Annotated in this window: 16 protein-coding genes; 10 read left to right on the forward strand and 6 right to left on the reverse strand. The window is 62.3% G+C overall.

Features of this window, described 5'->3' with window-relative positions:
- Positions 1-15 precede the first annotated feature (15 nt).
- The 5 genes from J2X76_RS06055 (at position 16) to J2X76_RS06075 (ending at position 3,938) form a co-directional block, all read left to right on the forward strand.
- Positions 16-468 carry a TspO/MBR family protein gene (locus J2X76_RS06055; RefSeq protein ID WP_310214045.1) on the forward strand — a complete coding sequence of 151 codons (453 nt, stop codon included), beginning with the start codon at positions 16-18 and terminating at the stop codon, positions 466-468.
- A gap of 71 nt (positions 469-539) precedes the next feature.
- Positions 540-989 (forward strand): PaaI family thioesterase, encoded by a 450-nt coding sequence (locus J2X76_RS06060; protein ID WP_113125487.1) that lies wholly within the window; start codon positions 540-542, stop codon positions 987-989.
- Positions 986-1,639, forward strand: a complete 654-nt coding sequence (locus J2X76_RS06065) for a 5'-methylthioadenosine/S-adenosylhomocysteine nucleosidase (protein WP_113284972.1) — start codon at positions 986-988, stop codon at positions 1,637-1,639. Before J2X76_RS06060 ends, J2X76_RS06065 begins: the two co-directional genes overlap by 4 nt.
- A 61-nt stretch (positions 1,640-1,700) precedes the next feature.
- On the forward strand, positions 1,701-3,278 hold the full coding sequence (gene guaA, locus J2X76_RS06070) for a glutamine-hydrolyzing GMP synthase (RefSeq protein ID WP_113125485.1): 1,578 nt from the start codon (positions 1,701-1,703) through the stop codon (positions 3,276-3,278).
- A gap of 69 nt (positions 3,279-3,347) precedes the next feature.
- Complete coding sequence (locus J2X76_RS06075) at positions 3,348-3,938, forward strand: YqaA family protein (RefSeq protein ID WP_113125484.1); 591 nt, start codon at positions 3,348-3,350, stop codon at positions 3,936-3,938.
- A gap of 5 nt (positions 3,939-3,943) precedes the next feature.
- On the opposite strand, the gene J2X76_RS06080 is transcribed toward J2X76_RS06075, so the two are convergent.
- Positions 3,944-4,501 (reverse strand): methylated-DNA--[protein]-cysteine S-methyltransferase, encoded by a 558-nt coding sequence (locus J2X76_RS06080; RefSeq protein WP_310214049.1) that lies wholly within the window; start codon positions 4,499-4,501, stop codon positions 3,944-3,946.
- Positions 4,502-4,776: 275 nt separating this feature from the next.
- Here J2X76_RS06080 and J2X76_RS06085 point away from each other — a divergent pair, with 275 nt between their 5' ends.
- Positions 4,777-5,436 (forward strand): 2'-5' RNA ligase family protein, encoded by a 660-nt coding sequence (locus tag J2X76_RS06085; protein WP_162732037.1) that lies wholly within the window; start codon positions 4,777-4,779, stop codon positions 5,434-5,436.
- A gap of 12 nt (positions 5,437-5,448) precedes the next feature.
- On the opposite strand, the gene J2X76_RS06090 is transcribed toward J2X76_RS06085, so the two are convergent.
- Both J2X76_RS06090 and J2X76_RS06095 read right to left on the reverse strand, forming a co-directional pair.
- Positions 5,449-6,885: a methyl-accepting chemotaxis protein gene (locus tag J2X76_RS06090; RefSeq protein ID WP_405029976.1), complete on the reverse strand. Its 1,437-nt coding sequence runs from the start codon at positions 6,883-6,885 to the stop codon at positions 5,449-5,451.
- Between the two features lie 138 nt (positions 6,886-7,023).
- Positions 7,024-7,188 carry a hypothetical protein gene (locus J2X76_RS06095; protein WP_310214053.1) on the reverse strand — a complete coding sequence of 55 codons (165 nt, stop codon included), beginning with the start codon at positions 7,186-7,188 and terminating at the stop codon, positions 7,024-7,026.
- A 176-nt stretch (positions 7,189-7,364) separates the two neighbouring features.
- Here J2X76_RS06095 and J2X76_RS06100 point away from each other — a divergent pair, with 176 nt between their 5' ends.
- Genes J2X76_RS06100 through J2X76_RS06110 form a run of 3 tightly spaced genes read left to right on the forward strand, consistent with a single transcriptional unit; the run spans position 7,365 to position 9,101 of the window.
- Positions 7,365-7,718, forward strand: a complete 354-nt coding sequence (locus J2X76_RS06100) for an ArsC family reductase (protein ID WP_310214055.1) — start codon at positions 7,365-7,367, stop codon at positions 7,716-7,718.
- Between the two features lie 14 nt (positions 7,719-7,732).
- Positions 7,733-8,206: a Cys-tRNA(Pro) deacylase gene (ybaK, locus tag J2X76_RS06105; RefSeq protein WP_310214056.1), complete on the forward strand. Its 474-nt coding sequence runs from the start codon at positions 7,733-7,735 to the stop codon at positions 8,204-8,206.
- A gap of 7 nt (positions 8,207-8,213) precedes the next feature.
- Positions 8,214-9,101 (forward strand): MBL fold metallo-hydrolase, encoded by an 888-nt coding sequence (locus tag J2X76_RS06110; RefSeq protein ID WP_310214058.1) that lies wholly within the window; start codon positions 8,214-8,216, stop codon positions 9,099-9,101.
- 28 nt (positions 9,102-9,129) lie between these two features.
- Here the strand turns inward: J2X76_RS06110 and J2X76_RS06115 are convergent, their stop codons facing one another.
- The gene (locus J2X76_RS06115; protein WP_310214060.1) at positions 9,130-9,942 is read right to left on the reverse strand and encodes a hypothetical protein; all 813 of its coding nucleotides are present in this window, start codon (positions 9,940-9,942) and stop codon (positions 9,130-9,132) included.
- A 79-nt stretch (positions 9,943-10,021) separates the two neighbouring features.
- On the opposite strand from J2X76_RS06115, the gene J2X76_RS06120 reads away from it, so the two are divergent.
- Entirely contained in the window at positions 10,022-11,275 is a 1,254-nt protein-coding gene (locus tag J2X76_RS06120) for an aminopeptidase (RefSeq protein ID WP_310214061.1), read from the forward strand.
- Between the two features lie 3 nt (positions 11,276-11,278).
- Here J2X76_RS06120 and J2X76_RS06125 read toward each other — a convergent pair whose 3' ends face one another.
- Together J2X76_RS06125 and xseA are read right to left on the reverse strand one after the other, a co-directional pair.
- Positions 11,279-11,872, reverse strand: coding sequence for an NAD(P)H-dependent oxidoreductase (locus J2X76_RS06125; protein WP_310214063.1), 594 nt, complete (start codon positions 11,870-11,872; stop codon positions 11,279-11,281).
- On the reverse strand, positions 11,872-13,479 hold the full coding sequence (gene xseA / locus J2X76_RS06130) for an exodeoxyribonuclease VII large subunit (RefSeq protein WP_310214066.1): 1,608 nt from the start codon (positions 13,477-13,479) through the stop codon (positions 11,872-11,874). Before xseA ends, J2X76_RS06125 begins: the two co-directional genes overlap by 1 nt.
- Between the last annotated feature and the right edge of the window lie 4 nt (positions 13,480-13,483).

Below are 13,483 nucleotides of genomic sequence, written 5' to 3' on the forward strand. Positions count from 1 at the left end.
GCTATCTGCGGCGGCATGATCAAGATCCTCGTCACGATAGTCTTCATCGTCGCCTGCGTCGCGCTCGGAGCCTTGAGCGGCGCGAGCAATGTACCCGGCGAATGGTACCAGTCGCTCGACAAGCCATTCTTCAATCCGCCGGGCTGGATCTTCGCGCCGGTATGGACGGTCCTCTACGTGATGATCGGCGTCGCGCTTTCCGCCATCTGGTTTGAGGAGGACAATCGCCGGCTTCTTGTTCTCTTTGCCATCCAGGCGGCGCTCAACCTTCTGTGGTCGCCGGCATTCTTCGGCCTGCACAGCCCGGTTCTCGGCCTGGTGATCATCGTGCCATTGCTCGTCACGATATTGATGTTCATCGCCGCAGGCTGGCAGAAAAACCGGACCGCGGCCTGGCTTTTCGTGCCCTATGCGCTCTGGGTCGCCTTCGCAACCGTCCTCAACCTGTCGATCGTGCTCCTGAAATAAGTACGTGCCATCCGACGGCTTGCCGAACATCGCCCGGCATGCCAATTTCGCAACTGCGAAAGGGATGGGACATGAACGGTAAAGATACGGGCGACTTCCGCGAGCGGGTGCGCCAAAGTTTCGGCCGCCAGGGCGCGATGGCGATGCTCGGTGCCGAGCTGACGCGCGTCGAACAGGCGATGGTCGAGATCGAGCTTCCGTTCGACGTCAAACTGACCCAGCAGCACGGTTTCCTGCATGCCGGCGTGATTTCCGCGGCGCTCGATGCCGCCTGCAGCTACGCCGCCTATACGGTGATCGAACCGGAAGCCTCGATCCTGACCATCGAATTCAAGGTGAACCTGATGTCACCCGGCCGCGGCGAACGGTTTCTGTTCCGCGGCGAGATCACCAAGCCGGGCTCGACGATCATCGTCGCCGACGGCCGCGCCTATGCGATCGGCGACGGGCCTGCCAAACTCATCGCTTCCATGACCGGCACCATGATGGTGATCCGCGGCCGAGAGGACGTAACCGGATGACTTCTTCCCTTCCGCTCGGCGAGCCGAGCCTCGCGGGCGGCAAATCCATTCTTTTCGTGATGGCGGTCGATGCCGAATACGGTCCGGCGCTGCAATCCCGCATCAAGCCGCTGATGACGGGTGTCGGCCCGGTCGAGGCGGCCGTGGTGCTTTCCCATGCGCTGACGAGGCTGGAAGCGACGGGCGACCTGCCCGATCTCGTCGTCTCGCTGGGTTCAGCCGGCTCCCGCAACCTCGAGCAGACGGAAGTCTATCAGGCCTCGTCGGTCGCCTATCGCGACATGGACGCCTCGCCGCTCGGGTTCGAGAAAGGCCGCACGCCCTTCCTCGACCATCCGGCTGTCATGCCGCTGCCCTTGCGCATTCCCGGCGTCAGGCAAGCGTCGCTCTCGACCGGCGGCAATATCGTTTCCGGCGCGGCCTATGATCTTGTGAGCGCCGACATGGTCGATATGGAGACGTTTGCAGTGCTGCGCTGCTGCCAGCTTTTCGATCTGCCGCTGATCGGCCTGCGCGGCATTTCCGACGGCAAGGAAGAGCTGAAGCATGTCGGCGACTGGACCGAATATCTTCATGTGATCGACCGGAAGCTGGCGGATGCGGTCGATGCTCTGTTCGAGGGGCTGGAGGATGGCGAGATCGCGCTCTGAGCGCATGATTTTCGCCTTATTCCCCGTTGCCAGAAAGGGGAAGTTTCTTTAAAGGCTCGGCATGACCCAGATAGCTCATCCCGACAGCATTCTCATCATCGATTTCGGCAGCCAGGTGACGCAGCTCATCGCGCGCCGCATCCGTGAAGCCGGCGTATACTGCGAAATCCACCCCTTCCAGAACGCGGCCGCTGCGTTCGAGAAACTTCATCCCAAGGGCGTGATCTTTTCCGGCGGCCCGGCATCGGTGACCACCGAAGGCAGCCCCCGCGCACCGCAGGCAGTATTCGACAGCGGCGTCCCGATCCTCGGCATCTGCTACGGGCAACAGACGCTCGCGACCCAGCTCGGCGGTGTCGTCGAAGGCGGACACGCAGCTGAATTCGGCCGTGCCGACGTGGAGATCAAGGCAAGGAGCCCGCTGTTCGAGGGGTTCTGGGAAGTCGGCGGCCGGTATCCGGTCTGGATGAGCCACGGCGACCGGGTCACCAAGCTTCCTGAAGGTTTCGAGGTCATCGCGACGTCCGAGAACGCACCTTTCGCGATCGCTGCCGACGAGAGCCGTCACTACTATACGACCATGTTCCACCCGGAAGTGGTGCATACGCCCGACGGCGCCAAGCTGCTCTCCAATTTCGTGCACAAGATCGTCGGCCTGAAGTCCGACTGGACGATGTCCGCCTATCGTGCCGAGATGATCCGCAAGATCCGCGAGCAGGTCGGCAAGGAACGGGTGATCTGCGGCCTGTCCGGCGGCGTCGATTCCTCCGTCGCGGCCGTGCTGATCCACGAGGCGGTCGGCGACCAGCTGACCTGCATCTATGTCGATCACGGCCTGATGCGGATGGGCGAAACCGAGCAGGTCGTCGGCATGTTCCGCGACCACTACAACATCCCGCTCGTGCATGTGGATGCGTCCGATCTGTTCCTTGGTCAGCTTGAGGGCGTTTCCGACCCCGAAGTGAAGCGCAAGACGATCGGCCGGCTGTTCATCGAGGTATTCGAGGCGGAAGCCGCCAAGATCGCCGCGGACGGCAAGGGTTCTCCGGCCTTCCTCGCGCAGGGCACGCTTTATCCGGATGTGATCGAAAGCGTCTCCTTCTCCGGCGGACCTTCGGTCACCATCAAGAGCCACCACAATGTCGGCGGTCTGCCCGAGCGGATGAACATGAAGCTCGTCGAGCCGCTGCGCGAACTCTTCAAGGACGAAGTGCGCGCGCTCGGCCGCGAACTCGGCCTGCCGGACAGCTTCATCGGCCGCCATCCCTTCCCGGGTCCGGGACTTGCGATCCGCTGCCCCGGCGGCGTCACCCGCGAAAAGCTCGACATCCTGCGCAAGGCGGATGCGATCTATCTCGACGAAATCCGCAAGGCCGGTCTCTACGATACGATCTGGCAGGCCTTCGCCGTGCTCCTGCCGGTGCAGACCGTCGGCGTCATGGGCGACTACCGCACCTACGATTTCGTCTGCGCGCTGCGCGCCGTCACCTCGGTCGATGGCATGACGGCGGATTTCTATCCCTACGACATGAACTTCCTCGGCCGGACCGCGACCCGCATCATCAACGAAGTCCGCGGCATCAACCGCGTCGTCTACGATGTGACCTCGAAGCCGCCCGGCACGATCGAGTGGGAATAACCAAGCGCTTCCGGCGGCCGCAGTTTCCCTGCGACCGCCGAACCTCTGGTCACTACGGGATTCCCACCCATGCTCCGCAGCCTCTACAACTGGACGATGGCGCTCAGCGCCCGCAAATCCGCGGCGGTATGGCTTGCCGTGATCGCCTTCGTCGAAAGCTCGGTCTTCCTGGTGCCGGCCGACGTGTTGTTCCTGCCGATGGCGCTCGCCCGGCCGCAGCGCGCCTGGCGTTATGCGCTGATAGCCACCGTCTTTTCCGTGCTCGGCGGCATCGCCGGATGGGGCATCGGGTATTTCGCCTTCGATGCGCTTGCGGAACCGATCCTGCGTTTCTGGGGCAAGCTCGATACTTTCAACGAACTCAAGGCCGGCATCACCTATGAAACGGTCGTGCTGCTGCTGGTCACGTCAGGTTTTGCGCATCTGCCGCCGATCAAGGTGGTGACGATCCTGTCCGGCGTGGCGCATGTCAATCTCGGCCTGTTCGTCATATCGGCGATCGTCACCCGCGGGGCGCGGTTCTTCCTGCTCGCCTGGCTGCTGCGCCGATATGGCGAGGACATCCGCCATTTCATCGAAAAGCGGCTGGGGCTCATCACCATGGCAGTGGCGGCGCTGCTGATCGTCGCCTATGTCGCCTATAAATTCCTGACATACTGAGCGGATCAGAACCCGAGCGATTGCTGCGCAGGCTCGGGCGGCGTCAGGCGCACGCCCTCGAGTTCCAGCATGCGGGCCTTGGACGTGGATCCGCCGGGCGCTGAAAAGCCGCCGATCTTGCCGCCGGCGGCGAGCACGCGGTGGCAGGGAATGATCAGCGCCACGGGGTTCTTCGCCATCGCCTGACCGACATCCCGGGCGGCCTCGGGACCGGCGCCAAGCTCCCTGGCGATCGCGCCATAGGTCGTCGTGTGCCCCCATCCGATCCGGCGGGCGGCGGCGTAGATCCGCCTGAAGAATTCATCCTGGCCTTCAAGGTCGAGCTTCACCTTCGAGAAATCGACCTCCTCGCCGGCAAAATAACGCTTCACGACGTCCACGGCTTGGCGCACCTCGGCAGATGGAGCGCCGGGCTCGGCCTCCGGCAGCCGGCGCAGCAACAGCTTTTCGGTCGAATCCGCGCTCCTGGTCGGCAGCTGGAAACGGGTGATTCCGACATCATTCCAGGCTATGCCGCAGAAGCCGCCCGGAGTTTCGAAAATCAGGTATTGATGCGTTGTCATGAGGAAACCTCCGCATTTGGATCGACTATAGAATCGGGCCTCGGCTTCAAGGATTCAACCCGTTTCTTGCCGCAATGAGCGCTGCTCTCTCAGAACTGTTGGCCGACGTCGCCGTCCATCGCTTCTTTGACCAAGCTATCCCTTGAAATCGTTAGAGAATTCACTTTCGGATTAACCATGATATCAATTGTTCCGCGTTTGTTCTTTACACATGTTCGCAGTGCCGCTAGGCTTCATTCAACGGCATGAGGTCGCATTACTATGACGGTAGCAAGATGAGCTTGCGCAAGCACGCCGGCCAGCCTTCGCTCCCCTTTGGCGAAGGCTGGCTTCCCACACCGGCCCGGCCTGTTCGCTCAAAGAGCAAGCTGATGTTCGTGCTGAAGCCGTCCACCCCTATGGGTCTGATCATGCACGGCGACGCCATGCATCACGCGGCGAACCAGAATACCCGCGATGCCTATCCCGCCCATCTTCTGCATATGAGCCTGCTGTGCATGGAACAGTTCGACGAACCGCCCATGGCACTGATCGAGGCAACCAGAATGGTCGCGGCCACTCTCCATGCGAGGCCGGTTCCGGTCACACTCGACAGCAGCGGCCTGTTTGGAGGCAAGCGGCATCTCGCCCTTTACCGAGCCAAAGGCAATCCGGTGGTGAACCAGTTCGCGCAGATGCTGCGGAGCGCCCTTTCCCGCCATAATTTGCCGAGCTACCGGATGGCCGATGCAACTCCGCACGTGACGCTGATCTACGGCTGCGGGCGCATAGAAACCATGCCCGTCGAACGGAACTACGCATGGATCGCGGGGGAATTCATGCTGGTCTATAGCCATTATGGCGAGACGCGGCACGAGGAATTCGGGAGATGGAGCTTCGATCCGAACGCCCCTGCCTATCCGGCGCTGCCGCAACAGCTCCGCATGCCGATCTGACCGAAAAGAACTTCAGACCTTGATCGCGAGACGCAGCCCGCCCCAGTGACGCCCGTTGACGGTGATCGGAGCGGAAATATCCTTCATCAGCACGAACTGGCCGCCGCCCATGTCGCGGCGGTAGGTCTGCAGCAGGAAGGGTTCCTTGTTGCGGCCCGCCGCGAGGCCTACGCGGTCGTTGAAGATACGCCGGTTGCGGCAGTTGGCCGTGTTCCATGTCACGTCGCCCGGACGCTGGCGCTGCGAGAACTTTCGGTTGTGGGTGGGCAGGTAGCCATTCTCGTCGACGGCAGCGCAGAAAGCGACCCGAGCGTCGCTTTCTGCGGCGCGTTCCTGGATCGGCGGCAGGACGTTGTCGGTGAATTCCGTAAAGCGCGTCATGTACTGGACGGGATCGCTGCCCGGGATCGGAGCGTATTGCCGGTCGAACAATGCGCCAAGGTCGATGCGGCCGGATTTCACGCCTGCCTCGAAGGCCGACGAAACCTCTGCGGCATAGGCCATCACCGCACTGATATAGGGACTGTCCGGGGTCTCGATGCCGGCACTCGCCGTCGTCTGGATCATCCGCTCGGAAATCGTCACGACCTCGCCGACACGGGACGAGGTCTGCTGCAGCTGGTCGTTGGATTTCAGGATCGCGGTTGCCGCGGATGCGATTGAAGAGGCGAACTCGCCGCATTGCCGGTCGACGGTTTCGGTCGTCCCGGCAAGCGAGGACGCGTTGTCGAGGATCTGGGTCATGACGCCTTCGACGCCCTTGAATGAACCCTGGACCTTCATCGCGGTCGTCTTGACCCCCTCGGCCGAATGGCTGGCACCTTCACCGGCCTTCACCAGCCGGTCGATGCGGCTGTTGAGCTGATCGAGCGTGGCCTGGATCGAACTGGTGGTCTGGGACGTCTGCAACGACAGGGCCCGCACTTCCGCGGCGACCACGGCAAAGCCCTTGCCCGCCTCACCGGCACGCGCCGCTTCGATCGCGGCGTTGAGGGCCAGAAGGTTGGTCTGCCGCGCGATCATGCCGATCGCGTCCGCCAAACGTCCCACGTCGCCAAGCGCCGTGGAGAACAGCTTGATCTCGGCGCCGATTTCCTGTGACGCATGCACCATGTTGTCGATCGCGGTGATCGAGCCGGAAAGCTGCTCCGCCTGCTCGCCGAGCACCTTGCGCGCGTTCGCCGTCAGCTTGTCGGATTCCTGAAGGGAGCGGGCAACGTGGCCGTTGGCGTCCGCAATCGACTGAGCGGACTGGGTAAGACGGCCCAGCAGTGTTGCATGTGCAGAGGACTGCGACGCGGTATCCTGGATGGCACCGGCAATATCAACCAGATGCAGGCCAAGCGCCGAAGCCTCGCTCGCCAGCTTGGCGACGGAATGCTTCAGCACTTCGCCGTCGACAGGCACAGGCCCCGACGGCGCTTCTTCCTTGATGACCAGCGCAACCAAATCCACACCTCCCGGAATATTAGGAGACTATAGGATAGCCATGGTTAACGGTCAGTTTACGCGAGTATCCCGCGAAGACTTATACTTAAGGCTGAGATAGCCACCCGATCCCGGCCGGGTAAGGCCGGGAAAAACAAATCAGCCCAGACGATCGAAAGCTTTGGGATCGATACCCAGCGTGTTCAGATCGCGGTGGCTCGGACGACGATGGTTTTCGACGGCTGCCGAAACCGAAATTGCAGCGCCCATGACTGCGAACGCGCGGCTGATGATACCACGACGGCTCTTGCTCTGTACGGACATGTGAACTCTCCTTTTTGGTTCTGCTAAAATATGAGGTTTGTGCTGTTTTTGTGCAATGCACAACAGAACAGGGTAGCCATGCAACCGTCACATAACAACGGTTAACCACGCCGGGGCGGCTTGCATGGCGAGGGTTGCACTTGGTATCGGTCAGGTCTGGAAATGAAGAGGCTTCGATGGCAATCACGATCTACGGCATCAGGAACTGCGATACGATGAAGAAGGCGCGCGACTGGCTCGACCGCAAAGGCGTCACCTATGCCTTCCATGACTACAAGGCCGATGGCATCGACCGAGCGCATCTGGATACCTGGACGGACCGGGCTGGCTGGGAGATCGTGCTCAACCGCGCCGGCACAACGTTCAAAAAGCTCGAGGAAGCCGACAAGGCTGACCTCGATCGGGAAAAGGCGATCACGCTGATGCTCGCTCAGCCCTCGATGATCAAGCGGCCGGTCCTGGAGGCGGACGGAAAGCTGATCGTCGGCTTCAAGCCGGAGATTTACGAAGAGGCTTTTGCTGAAATCTGAACCAGGATTCGCCTATGTCCAAGACAACCCGTGCCACCCAGATGCTCGAAAAGGCAGGCGTCGCCTTTGTCACCGTCACGTATGACTACGATCCGAATGCGGATCGGATCGGGATGCAGGCGGCGGAGGCGATCGGGGAGGAACCGCGCCGTGTTTTGAAGACGCTGATGGCGGAAGTGGATGGCAAGGCGGTCTGCGTGGTGGTGCCGTCCGATCACGAGGTTTCGATGAAGAAGCTCGCGGCGGCGTTCAAGGGCAAGTCGGCGAACATGATGAAGCCCGCCGATGTCGAACGGGCGACCGGCTACCATGTCGGCGGCATCAGCCCCTTCGGCCAGAAGAAGCTTGTGCCGACGGCAATCGAGATCACCGCCCTCGACGAGCCGCATGTCTTCATCAACGGCGGTCAGCGGGGGCTTCAGGTGAAGCTTGATCCCAGGGCCGCCCGGGATGCATTGAAGGCGGTCGCCGCGCCGCTGGTGGCGTGATGCGATCATGCGTGAAATGACTGCGACCCTTCGAATTCTCGAACCCCATCCCGGCATCTTCGCCTATTACGACGGCCGGGTGCCCGGCAGACGGCTGCATGCGAAAAGCGCGAACTGGCTGGATGACGGCGCCTATTCGCTTGGCGTTGCGTCCTATGCGATCGTCGATCAAGGCGAGGCGCTGGTCTATGATACGCATATCTCGCTCGGCCATGCGAAAGCGATCCGCACGCATCTGGAAGCGTTGGGCGTCGCAAAAATCCGCGTCGTGCTCAGCCACTGGCACAAGGATCATATCGCCGGAAATGCGATCTTTTCCGATTGCGAGATTATCGCGCTCACGCTGACGGCCGAGAAATTGAAAGAGAACCGCGAGAGGATCGAAAGCGCCAATCCGCCGATCTCGCCTCTCGTTCTGCCGACCACACTGTTCGATGAACGGCTGGACCTGACCGTCGGGCGCCGCAGGGTCGAACTGCACCATTTCGCCATCCACAGCGCCGATGGCAACGTGATCTGGCTGCCGGAAGAACGGCTTCTGCTCGCTGGCGATACGCTGGAAGATACCGTCACCTATATCTCGGAAGCCGCTGAGATCGGCACGCATATCGCCGAGCTCGCTCGGATGCGCACCTGGCCGATCGCCAAGATCCTGCCGGCGCATGGCGACGCGGAACGCATCGCGTCAGGCGGTTACGGGTCGAGCCTGATCGATGCCAACCGCGCCTATCTGCGCCGCATGGCAGGTTCAATCGCCGCCGGACACGACATCGACCCTTCGTTGAAATCGTTTGCGGCGGAGGAGATCGCCTCCGGTGTCGCGCTTTATTTCGCGCCTTACGAAGATGTTCATGCCAGCAACATTGCCGCAGTGAAGGCGGCGCTGCAGCGTTGACCGGCCAAATGCGGCTCAGGTCAAACCATCATGGCCACTTCGCCGACCATTGCTTGAGAGCGGCCAGCGCGGGCGCGGGCCATCTGCGGATCGCCGGGCGCAGGATGATCTTCTTGCCCGCAGGCTTCCAGGCAAGATAAAGCTTTCTCGCCGAAATATCGGCGGCAATCAGCGCCTCGGCCTCGGTGCACATATGCGGCCTGCAGGCTTCGCCGATATAAAAGCCGTTCCTGAACGCTCCGGTGCCGGGTCCGGTGATAGAGCTCTCGAATTCCTGCCGATGCTCGCCGAGCATCGTATTTGCCGTATCGGCGATCGGGCCTATGCCGAGAAGTTCCGATGGGTGGCCCACCTTCTTCATGTCATCCCAACCCATCGTCGCATTCGGCTGGAAAGCGACCTTGTCGGCCTCGGCGAAACCTCTTCCGGGCGTCCAGGTCCAGCGCAGGCTTGGCTGACCGGGAATGGCTTCGGTCGCAAGCAGAAGGTGGTCGCCCTCCACGACAATCGAGGCGGCGCCGCGGCAATCGTCCATCGGCTCGTCGACGCGCGGCTCCGCGCCTTGCGGAAACGAGACGACCAGAGGCGAACCCGGACATGCGTTGCCGCCGTCCGAACTCACCACCACGACGAACGGCACGCCCGCCACCAGGCCGACATTGTCGATCAGCAGAAACCGGTTGGAATGAACCTGCCTGCCGTCGATCGTCAGTTTCTCCTCGTTGTCACGGGATGCGATGGCCACCTGATGATCGAACATGGTCGCCGCAAAGTCAGCCGGGAAACAAGGCGAGGCCGAAGCGCCAAACAGAACGGCGCATAGGGTCAAGGCGGTTTTCATGAACATGGATCCCTGAGCTTCAATTTTGCCCCAAACCTCTTTAAGTCTCTTCGATGACAGAAATCAGGTGAGGTCTACCATGACAATCGTGCCGAATTTTCAAACCGTCGTCGATCCTCAAAAGCTCGAAAAGCTGGCAGAAGTGGCCATCAAGGTGGGCCTGCGCCTCGCGAAAGGCCAGGATCTGGTGATCACGGCACCGATCGCCGCCCTGCCGCTCGTGCGCCTGATCACCAAACACGCCTATATGGCCGGCGCCGGCATCGTCACGACTTTCTATTCCGACGAGGAAACGACGCTGGCACGTTACGAACATGCGCCCGACGGCAGCTTCGACAAGGCGTCGGACTGGCTTTACGAAGGCATGGCCAAGGCCTATGCCAACGGCGCCGCGCGGCTTGCCATCTCCGGCGACAACCCGATGATGCTGTCTGCCCAAGACCCTTCCAAGGTGGCGCGGGCCAACAAGGCCAATTCAGTGGCCTACAAGCCGGCGCTCGAAAAGATCGCCAATTTCGACATCAACTGGAACATCGTCTCCTATCCCAACCCTTCCTGGGCGCGCCAGGTCTTCCCTGACGTTCCGGAAGACGTCGCCGTCGGCAAGCTGGCGGACGCGATCTTTGCCGCTTCGCGCGTCGATCTCGCAGATCCGATCTCGGCCTGGGCCGAGCACAACGGCAATCTCAAGAAGCGTTCCACATGGCTGAACGGAGAGCGTTTTGCCGCGTTGCATTTCACCGGCCCGGGGACGGACCTGACGGTCGGTCTCGCCGACGGTCACGAATGGCATGGCGGCGCCTCAACCGCCAAGAACGGCATTACCTGCAACCCGAACATCCCGACCGAAGAGGTCTTCACCACCCCGCATGCGCTGAGGGTCGAAGGTCATGTCTCCAGCACCAAGCCGCTGTCGCACCAGGGCACGCTGATCGACAATATCCAGGTGAAATTCGAGGGCGGCCGGATCGTCGAGGCCAAGGCTTCGAAAGGCGAGGAAGTGCTGAACAAGGTTCTGGATACGGACGAAGGCGCCCGCCGGCTCGGCGAAGTGGCGCTGGTGCCGCATTCCTCGCCGATCTCGAAAAGCGGCATCCTGTTCTATAACACCCTGTTCGACGAAAACGCCTCCTGCCACATCGCGCTCGGCCAGTGCTATTCGAAATGCTTCCTCGACGGCGCATCGCTCAGCCAGGACCAGATCAAGGCGCAGGGCGGCAATTCCAGCCTGATCCACATCGACTGGATGATCGGCTCCGACAAGGTGGATATCGACGGCATCAGCGCCGACGGATCGAAGGTGCCGGTGATGCGCAAGGGCGAGTGGGCCTGATCCTCACCTGAATTTCTGGAGCGCGGCCTCGACGCGCTCCAGATGCCGCCTGCGCTTCTCGTCCGTGGCGCGGTCCATGTCGTGCAGGGCCAGCATGCGGAAATCGACGTTTTTGTTGCAGAAGATCGCGATACCACGCCGGAGCTGCCGGCGGACCGGATCGCCCATATAGAACTTCACCACCCACCACGGCGAGCCGGTCGTCGTGAAAGCCCAGAAATGGCGGATGTTGGTCAGCAGCGGGATGATCTTTCCGCCTGCCTTGTCGTGACGGAAAGCGACGCCCGGCGCAAAGACCCGGTCGAAGAAACCCTTCAGAACCGCCGGCAGGTTGAACCACCATTGCGGAAATACGAGTACCAGCGCCTCGGCCTTCTGCAGCCGCGCGACGAGATCCCCGACTGCGTATGTGTCGTAAGGATCGTCGAAATAGCCATGCCGCTCCTTTTCCGTCAGCCGAGGATCGAAATCCTCCGCATAGAGATCGAGAAGGTCGACGCTATGACCCTGCCCCTCCAGCCTCTCGCGAACGGTACGCGCTACCGAATGCGCAAAGCTTTCCGGCAGCGGATGGGCGAGCACCAGGAGGACATGCATCAGAATAGGGTGCCCTGTTTCGGAGCCTCGGCGCTCGGCTCCGGTTTCGCCGGCCTCCTCTTCGGCTGAGACGGCGCAACGGGAGGATCGGCACTCTCGCCGCCCTCGCCCGTTACGGCGGCAATGCGGCCGTCGGCGAATTCCACCGAGATCGCCAGCCCTTCGCCGATGCCGGCGGCGCGTGTCAGCGGCCGGTCATCTTCGCCGCGCACCACCGCAAAGCCCCGCTTCAGCACGTTCTTGTAGGAGAGCGACTGCAGCACGCGGTCCTGCGCGGTGATCGCCGCGCGGCTGCGGACCAGCGTGTGCGAGATCGCCGTGTCGGCGTGGCGGGCCATAGAGGTGAGATGCTGGCGTTCGCGCTGCAACTGGCCGAGCAGCCGCGCGGGCAGCGCCGAAAGCGACGCTGTCGCCCTGGCAACCCGGTTGTTCTCCTTCAGCAGCTGCCGCTCCAGGCAGCGGTCGCTACGCGTCAGCCGCTCGGCCAGCAATTGCCGCTGCTGGGCAAGCCGGTTGGTCAGGAGTTCCAGCCGCAGCCCGGACGAAGCCCGCTCGAAGCTGCGGCGCTTGACCACCGTCGTGCGTTCCAACCCACGGCCGAGGCCGGCCGCCGCTTCGTCGAAACGCCGGCGCGGCAGGGCAAGCAACTGGTCGAGCGACGGTAGCGCACGAACCAACGCACGCACGGATTGGCGACGAATATCCATCTGGCGGCTGGCGGCACCCCGCAGGCGCGCGGTGAGGTTTGCGAGTTGCGCTTCGAGATCCGCCTTGACCGGAACGGCCATTTCGGCGGCCCCGGTCGGGGTTGGCGCGCGGACATCGGCGGCGTGGTCGATCAGCGTCCAGTCGGTTTCGTGGCCGACCGCCGATATCAGCGGGATCTGGCTTTCCGCCGCGGCGCGGACCACCGCTTCGTCATTGAAGCTCCAGAGGTCTTCCAGGCTGCCGCCGCCGCGCGCGACGATCAGCACGTCGGGCCGCCTGATGGCACCGCCCGGTGCCATTGCATTGAAGCCGCGGATCGCGGCCGCCACCTCGTCGCCAGATCCTTCGCCCTGCACCTTGACCGGCCAGACGATGACATGCACCGGAAAACGGTCGGCGATACGGTGCAGGATATCGCGGATGACAGCGCCGGTCGGCGAGGTCACGACGCCGATCACCTGCGGCAGGAAGGGCAGAGGCCGCTTGCGGTTCTGGTCGAACAGACCTTCTGCGCCCAGCCGGCGCCGGCGTTCCTCCAGCAGCGCCATCAGCGCGCCGGCGCCTGCCGGTTCCAGGTTCTCGATGACGATCTGGTATTTCGAAGAACCGGGGAACGTGGTGATCTTGCCGGTGGCGATCACTTCCATTCCCTCTTCCGGGCGGAACTTGATCCGCGGGAAGGTGCCCTTCCAGATCACGGCATCGATCCGGGCACGGTCGTCCTTCAGCGAGAAATAGGCGTGGCCGGAGGAATGCTGGCCGCGATAACCGGAAATTTCGCCACGGACGCGCACGTGGTCGAACGCGTTTTCCACCGTGCGCTTGATCGAGCCGGACAGTTCCGACACCGAAAATTCGGTGAGGTTGGTGGGCGAATCGTTGTCGAGCAAACTGGTCATCCTT

It is taken from the genome of Neorhizobium sp. 2083 (assembly GCF_031455615.1).
In the GTDB taxonomy this organism is placed as follows: Bacteria; Pseudomonadota; Alphaproteobacteria; order Rhizobiales; family Rhizobiaceae; genus Neorhizobium.

Excerpts from the sequence above, each read along its gene's own strand:
- J2X76_RS06055 (WP_310214045.1), top strand. The coding sequence starts at position 16 with ATGATCAAGATCCTCGTCACGATAGTCTTCATCGTCGCCTGCGTCGCG.
- J2X76_RS06075 (WP_113125484.1), top strand. The coding sequence starts at position 3,348 with ATGCTCCGCAGCCTCTACAACTGGACGATGGCGCTCAGCGCCCGCAAA.
- ybaK (WP_310214056.1), top strand. The coding sequence starts at position 7,733 with ATGTCCAAGACAACCCGTGCCACCCAGATGCTCGAAAAGGCAGGCGTC.
- J2X76_RS06080 (WP_310214049.1), bottom strand. The coding sequence starts at position 4,501 with ATGACAACGCATCAATACCTGATTTTCGAAACTCCGGGCGGCTTCTGC.
- J2X76_RS06125 (WP_310214063.1), bottom strand. The coding sequence starts at position 11,872 with ATGCATGTCCTCCTGGTGCTCGCCCATCCGCTGCCGGAAAGCTTTGCG.
- J2X76_RS06085 (WP_162732037.1), top strand. The coding sequence starts at position 4,777 with ATGAGCTTGCGCAAGCACGCCGGCCAGCCTTCGCTCCCCTTTGGCGAA.
- J2X76_RS06100 (WP_310214055.1), top strand. The coding sequence starts at position 7,365 with ATGGCAATCACGATCTACGGCATCAGGAACTGCGATACGATGAAGAAG.
- J2X76_RS06060 (WP_113125487.1), top strand. The coding sequence starts at position 540 with ATGAACGGTAAAGATACGGGCGACTTCCGCGAGCGGGTGCGCCAAAGT.
- J2X76_RS06110 (WP_310214058.1), top strand. The coding sequence starts at position 8,214 with ATGCGTGAAATGACTGCGACCCTTCGAATTCTCGAACCCCATCCCGGC.
- J2X76_RS06065 (WP_113284972.1), top strand. The coding sequence starts at position 986 with ATGACTTCTTCCCTTCCGCTCGGCGAGCCGAGCCTCGCGGGCGGCAAA.
- J2X76_RS06115 (WP_310214060.1), bottom strand. The coding sequence starts at position 9,942 with ATGAAAACCGCCTTGACCCTATGCGCCGTTCTGTTTGGCGCTTCGGCC.
- guaA (WP_113125485.1), top strand. The coding sequence starts at position 1,701 with ATGACCCAGATAGCTCATCCCGACAGCATTCTCATCATCGATTTCGGC.
- J2X76_RS06120 (WP_310214061.1), top strand. The coding sequence starts at position 10,022 with ATGACAATCGTGCCGAATTTTCAAACCGTCGTCGATCCTCAAAAGCTC.
- xseA (WP_310214066.1), bottom strand. The coding sequence starts at position 13,479 with ATGACCAGTTTGCTCGACAACGATTCGCCCACCAACCTCACCGAATTT.
- J2X76_RS06095 (WP_310214053.1), bottom strand. The coding sequence starts at position 7,188 with ATGTCCGTACAGAGCAAGAGCCGTCGTGGTATCATCAGCCGCGCGTTC.